At 73.2% G+C, this 5,850-nt stretch carries 6 protein-coding genes; 3 read left to right on the top strand and 3 right to left on the bottom strand.

Features of this window, described 5'->3' with window-relative positions:
- Positions 1-734: c-type cytochrome (locus tag ACFHYO_RS00325; RefSeq protein ID WP_394317517.1), on the top strand; the 734-nt coding region annotated here is incomplete at its 5' end.
- Between the two features lie 23 nt (positions 735-757).
- Entirely contained in the window at positions 758-1,675 is a 918-nt protein-coding gene (locus ACFHYO_RS00320) for an MBL fold metallo-hydrolase (RefSeq protein ID WP_394317515.1), read from the top strand.
- 12 nt (positions 1,676-1,687) lie between these two features.
- On the opposite strand, the gene ACFHYO_RS00315 is transcribed toward ACFHYO_RS00320, so the two are convergent.
- Positions 1,688-2,773 carry a YeeE/YedE family protein gene (locus ACFHYO_RS00315; RefSeq protein ID WP_394317513.1) on the bottom strand — a complete coding sequence of 362 codons (1,086 nt, stop codon included), beginning with the start codon at positions 2,771-2,773 and terminating at the stop codon, positions 1,688-1,690.
- Positions 2,774-3,037: 264 nt separating this feature from the next.
- Here ACFHYO_RS00315 and ACFHYO_RS00310 point away from each other — a divergent pair, with 264 nt between their 5' ends.
- Positions 3,038-4,750 carry a putative bifunctional diguanylate cyclase/phosphodiesterase gene (locus ACFHYO_RS00310; RefSeq protein ID WP_394317511.1) on the top strand — a complete coding sequence of 571 codons (1,713 nt, stop codon included), beginning with the start codon at positions 3,038-3,040 and terminating at the stop codon, positions 4,748-4,750.
- A gap of 65 nt (positions 4,751-4,815) precedes the next feature.
- Here the strand turns inward: ACFHYO_RS00310 and trxA are convergent, their stop codons facing one another.
- Both trxA and ACFHYO_RS00300 read right to left on the bottom strand, forming a co-directional pair.
- Positions 4,816-5,136 carry a thioredoxin gene (trxA, locus tag ACFHYO_RS00305; RefSeq protein ID WP_036703072.1) on the bottom strand — a complete coding sequence of 107 codons (321 nt, stop codon included), beginning with the start codon at positions 5,134-5,136 and terminating at the stop codon, positions 4,816-4,818.
- 61 nt (positions 5,137-5,197) lie between these two features.
- Positions 5,198-5,850 (bottom strand): PD-(D/E)XK nuclease family protein (locus ACFHYO_RS00300; protein WP_394317509.1); only part of this gene is annotated, 653 nt, incomplete at its 5' end.

Here is a 5,850-nt window from a genome sequence, read left to right as displayed (position 1 = left end):
CCGCCGCCCCGGCAGCCGCGGCCGCACCGAGTGAGGCGGGTCCGGCGGCCGCTGCCCCTGCCGCCGCAGCACCTGATGCCGCAACCCCGGCCGCTGCGGCCCCCGCCGCCACCCCCGCTGCCGCGCCGGGCGAGGCGCCGCGCATCGGCCGCCTCGCCCTGCCCGAGGAGATCGCGGCGTGGTCGGTCGCGGTGCGTCCCGACGGTCAGGGCCTGCCCGAGGGGCAGGGCTCGGCCGCCGATGGCGAGATGATCTTCTCGGACCACTGCGCCTCGTGCCACGGCGAGTTCGCCGAGGGCGTGGACAACTGGCCGGCGCTTGCGGGCGGCGAGGGCACGCTGACCCACGACCGCCCGGTCAAGACCGTAGGCTCGTACTGGCCGCATCTCTCGACCGTCTGGGACTATGTGCACCGCTCGATGCCGTTCGGCTCGGCGCAGACGCTCGAAGCGGACCAGACCTATGCGATCGTCGCCTACATCCTCTACTCGAACGGCATCGTGGATCAGGATTTCGTCCTCAACCGCGACAACTTCGACAGCGTGGTGATGCCGAACGCCGACGGCTTCGTCGTCGACGACCGCGAGACGACCGAGCTGCCCAAGTTCACCGGCCAGCCCTGCATGGAGAACTGCAAGGAGAGCGTCGAGATCACCAAACGCGCGGCGAACCTCGACGTGACGCCGGGCGGGTCGGAGGACGCCGACAACCCCGACGCCCCCAAGATGGACTGACCCGACCGAGAAAGGCCTGACCGATGCGCATCACCCGCCGACTGCTTCTGACCGGCGCCGCCCTGGCGCTGGGCACGACCGCCCTGCCGCTGCGCCGCGCCTGGGCGGTGACCACGGCCGAGTTCGGGGGGATGCGCATCGACAGCCTGTCGGACGGCTGGCTCGAGCTGCCGGCCGACATGACGCTGGCGGTGCTGCCCGAGGCCGAGCGCGCGGCGCTGGGCGCGCAGTTCGGGCTGACACCCGGCGGCGTGGTGCAGAGCCCGCTCAACGTGACGCTGCTCAGGCACGACGGGCGGGTGGTGCTCTTCGACGTGGGTTCGGGGCCGGATTTCATGCCCACCGCCGGCAAGCTGGCCGAGGCGCTGTCGGCGCTGGACCTGACGCCCGACGACGTGACCGACGTGGTCTTCACCCACGCCCACCCCGATCACCTGTGGGGGGTGCTCGACGACTTCGACGAGCCGCTGTTCCCCGCCGCGCGGATGCAGATGGGCGCGCAGGAGCACGGCTTCTGGACCGACCCCGCCACCCCCGCCGCGCTGCCCGAAGCCCAGCAGAGCTTTGCCGCCGGCGCCGCGCGCCGGCTCGAGGCGCTGGGCGAGGCCGTCACCACCTTCGAGGCCGGGGCCGAGGTGCTGCCCGGTGTCGTCGCGGTGGCGACCCCGGGGCATACGCCCGGCCACACCTCGTTCGCCGTCGGCACCCCGGCCGAGGGGGTGTTCGTCACCGGCGATTTCATCACCATGCCGCTAAGCTTCGCCCGCCCCGACATCGGCGCCGCGACCGACCACGACCCGGCGCAGGCGGCCGAGACGCGCAAGGCGACGCTGGCCCGGCTGGCCGACGAGGGCTGGCGCATCCTCGGCTATCACCTGCCCGACGGCGGCCTCGGCCGGGTCGAGCACGACGGCGACGCCTACCGCTTCCTTCCCGGCTGAGGCCGGCCGACGCTACGGGCGCGCGGGGCGGCGCACCCCCTCGCGCGGCTGGTCGATCAGCAGGTCGGTCAGCGCCCCGCCGATGAACATCGCCGGCAGCGCCACCCAGGCGGTGAGCGCGAAGATCGAGCTGCCGCTGATCCCGTTGCCGATCGAGCAGCCGCCCGCCAGCATCCCGCCGAACCCCATCATCACCGCCCCCAGCATGGCGCGGCGCGTCTGCCCGGCGTTCTCGAAAGTCTGGAAGTGCAGCTCGCCCGCAATGGCGGCGGCCACGAACGAGCCGATGAAGACGCCGGGGATCAGCCCGATGTCGAAGCCCCAGCCCTCGAACGGGGCCAGCATCGCCATCAGCGTGTTGGCCGAGGGGCCGGTGAAGGTCACCGAACTGACCGACACCGGGTCGAAGGCCACCTGCGCGAGGCTGTAGGTCATGAAATACCCCAGCGCCACGACCACCCCCACGCCCGCGCCGAAGATCAGCGGCCGCGGCCCGATCCGGTTCCGCCGCGCGATGTAGAGCGCCAGCAGCGCGACCACGAGCCCGAGCGCCAGCCCCGATCCGCGCGGCAGCCCCAGCGCGGTGAGCAGGTTCACGTTGCGCCCGTCCGACGTCACCCACCACGCGGCCATCTCGCCCCGCGCGCCGGCCAGCCAGCCGTGCAGCGCCATCTGCGCCGTCACCGCGAACAAGAGCCCCGAGAGGATCGAGCGCAGGTTCCCCGTCGCCGCCAGCACCAGCAGCCGCCCCGGGCAACCGCGCGACAGCACCATCCCGGCGCCGAAGATCAGCCCGCCCAGCACCGCCCCGCTGATCGAGCCGGTGACAGCCAGCATCCGCGCCTCGTTGGGCGCGAAGAGCCCGCTCAGCGCCGCCGCCTGCACCCAAACCGCCGCCGACGAGAACGACAAGAGCCACACCGCCATCCGCGGCCCCATCTGCCGGCGGGCGAACTCGACCGTCGCGGCGCGCAGGCAAAAGGCCGACCGCTGGGCGGCGGCGCCGAACAGCACCCCGGTGACAAGCCCGATCAGCGCCGCCGTCAGGCCGTCGCCGAAGCGCTCGGACAGGGCCGCGATCATCGGCAGGTGGTCCATCGGCTGTCCTCTCCCTCCCGCGTCCTCCGCCCCGACCCTGTGGCGGGCGTCCCACGCTGCGCAAGAAAAATCACGATCCCGTGCCGGCGAACTGGAACCAAATCGCGCGGCCGCCTACGCTCGGGGTCATGGTCGCAGCGGCCAAGGTGCCCGAGCATTTTTCGGCACGCGCTGCGGCCTGATGTCGCTTGTGGTTTCACGGTCCGGCCGGATGTTTGCGCGGCCCCTTGTTTCGATCGAATTGCTTTTTCAGGCGTGAGCGCGATGACGACATTCTGGCCCGAGCCCGCCGACCGCTTCGACCGCGTGGCCATCGCCGAGGGCGCGCCCGGCGACGTCTCGGCCGAGGGCGCGCTGCGCCGCAGCCGCGAGCGTTACGGCGCGCTGTTGCGGGCGGGGGCGCTGGTCATGTGGCGGTCCGACCCCGCCGGCCGGGTCCTCGCCGCCGCGGGCTGGCACGAGCTGACCGGCTGCCCCGACGAATCCGCGCTCGACCGCGGCTTTCTGGACCGCGTCCACCCCGAGGACCGCGGCCTGCTGGACTTCCGCGGCCGCGAGCCGACCGACGGGCTCGAGACCGACTGCCGCGTCCATGACCGCGAGGGGCGCTGGCGTTGGGTCCGCGCCCGCGGCGTGCTGCTGCCCGCCGCCGACGGGTTCGAGGCCGAGTGGGTCGGCACGCTCGAGGACATCCACGACCAGCGCCGCGCGCTCGACCGGGCCCGCTACCTCGCCGAACACGACGCGCTGACCGGCCTCGGCAATCGCCGGACGCTCGCTGCGAACCTCGTGCGGCTGCGCGACAAGCAGGCGAGCGCCACGGTGGTGATGCTGGACGTGGACCGCTTCAAGGCGGTGAACGACCTTTACGGCCACCAGCAGGGCGACCGCTTCCTCGTGCGGCTGGCCCAGATGCTGGGCGCCGCCGCCCCCGCCCATTCCGTCTGCGCCCGGATGGGCGGGGACGAGTTCTGCGTCGTCGTCGCCGACCGCGCCGAGGCGCGCGCCGTCTGCGCGGCGCTCGAGGCGGCGGCGTCGGCCGGGGTGGGCGTGGGCGAGCTGGTCATCCCACTGACCGTCAGCGCCGGCCTTGCCGACGCCGACTGGGACGAGCCGGACCCGGTGTCGCGGGTGCTGCACAAGGCCGACCTCGCGCTGCGCCGGGCCAAGGCCGCGGGCCTGCCGCTGGTGGTCCACGATCCGCAGATGCAGGCCGAATCTGACCTGCGCGACCGGCTGCTCAGCGCCATGGGCCCGGCCTGCCGCAACGACGAGTTCTTCCTCGAATACCAGCCCATCGTCGATGTCGACAGCGGCCGCGCCGTCTCGCACGAGGCGCTGATCCGCTGGCAGCATCCCCAGTTCGGCCGCATCGAGCCGTCGCTGTTCGTCCGGCTGGCCGAAGAGAACGGCATGATCACCGAGCTGGGGCGCTGGGTGCTGACCCGCGCCTGCGCCGAGATGGCGCGGCTCGATCCGTCGGTGCGGGTGAACCTCAACGTCTCGGCCCGTCAGCTCGCCGTGCCGGGCTTCGCCGATGAGGCGCTGGCCATCGCCCGCGCCCACGGCGTCGCCCCGCAGCGGCTGACGCTCGAGCTGACGGAAAGCGTGAACATGGCCGAGCTCGCGGGCAGCGATGCCTTTGCCGGGCTGCGCCGGCACGGGTTCGGCACGGTGCTGGACGATTTCGGCACGGAATACGCGGTGCTCTCGCACATCGGGTCGGGCCACTTCGACGGCATCAAGCTGTCGCGCGGCTTCATCGAGACCTGCGGCGACGCGCGCCCGCGCATCGTGCTGCGCCATGTCGTCAACCTGTGCCGCGACCTCGGCATGGCGGTGGTGGCCGAGGGGATCGAGACCGAGGCCGAACGCGACTGCCTGCGCAGCCTCGGCGTGCGGTTGATGCAGGGCTATCACTTCGACCGCCCGCGCCGCGTGGACGAGCTGCCCGGGGCGCTGCGCATCCCGGCCTGACGGGGCCGCAACGACAAACGGCGCCGCCTGGGGGGCAGCGCCGTCCTGTCACGTCGCGGGGACGGTCAGAGGCTCTCGTCGATCCACGACTTGAGCGCCGCCTTGGGCGCCGCGCCCATGCGGTTCGAGACGACCTTGCCGTCCTTGAACATGAAGAGCGCCGGGATGCCGCGGACGCCGAGCGTCGCGGGCGTGTCCGGGTTCTCGTCCACGTTCACCTTCACGATCTTGATCTTGCCGGCATATTCCTCGGAGAGTTCTTCCAGCGAGGGGCCGATCTGGCGGCAGGGGCCGCACCATTCGGCCCAGAAGTCCACCATCACGGGGACGTCGGACTGACGGACGACGCTGTCGAAATCGGCGTCGGAGGCTTTCATCGTGGCCATCGGGGTCTCCTTCATGGCGCGGGTTCGGTTGTTCCAGAGCTATGAAGCCAGCCCCCCGGGGTCAAGGCGCGGCGTCGGGGGCCAGCTCGGCCAGCGCCCGCGCCCAGGCGGCGTCGAGCAGCGCATCGGGCAGGGGCATCAAGGCCCGCGTCCGGGTCCACAGGATCGCCGTCTCCACCCGCCGGTCGGGCCAGATCGCCCGCAGCGCGTGGCGATAGGCGGCCATCTGGCGCAGGTAGCCCTCGGGCGTCGCGGCGGCGTCGGCGGGCACCGCGGCATTCGACTTGTAGTCGATGGCGGTGATCCCGTCCGGCGCGACGATCAGCCGGTCGATGGCGCCCGAGAGCCGCAGCCCGCCCGCCAGCGGTGCCGACAGCGCCACCTCGCGCAGCACCGTGGCGCCGGGTGGCGGGGCGAAGAGCCCGGCCAGCGCCTCGGCGCCGCGGATCTCGGCCAGCTCGGCCAGCAGCGCGTCGAGCTCGGGCGCGGTCGGCAGCCCGTCCTCGGTCCCGGCCAGCAGCGTCCTCGCGCGGTCGGGCCAGTCGGCGGGGTCGAGGTCGGGCAGGTGTTCGAGCAGCAGGTGCAGCCGCGTCCCCGCCAGCAGCGCCGCGGCCCGGTCGCCCGGCCCCGCGGCCCCCGCGGCGATCTTGTCGCCGCCGAGGCTCGTCGCCGCGACCGGGCGCGGCGGGCGGGCCACGGCCGGGGCCTCGCGCC

Source organism: Paracoccus panacisoli (assembly GCF_042435015.1).
Classification (GTDB): Bacteria; Pseudomonadota; Alphaproteobacteria; order Rhodobacterales; family Rhodobacteraceae; genus Paracoccus; species Paracoccus panacisoli.
This window is presented reverse-complemented; position numbering and strand designations above follow the sequence as displayed.

Excerpts from the sequence above, each read along its gene's own strand:
- ACFHYO_RS00320 (WP_394317515.1), top strand. The coding sequence starts at position 758 with ATGCGCATCACCCGCCGACTGCTTCTGACCGGCGCCGCCCTGGCGCTG.
- ACFHYO_RS00315 (WP_394317513.1), bottom strand. The coding sequence starts at position 2,773 with ATGGACCACCTGCCGATGATCGCGGCCCTGTCCGAGCGCTTCGGCGAC.
- trxA (WP_036703072.1), bottom strand. The coding sequence starts at position 5,136 with ATGGCCACGATGAAAGCCTCCGACGCCGATTTCGACAGCGTCGTCCGT.
- ACFHYO_RS00310 (WP_394317511.1), top strand. The coding sequence starts at position 3,038 with ATGACGACATTCTGGCCCGAGCCCGCCGACCGCTTCGACCGCGTGGCC.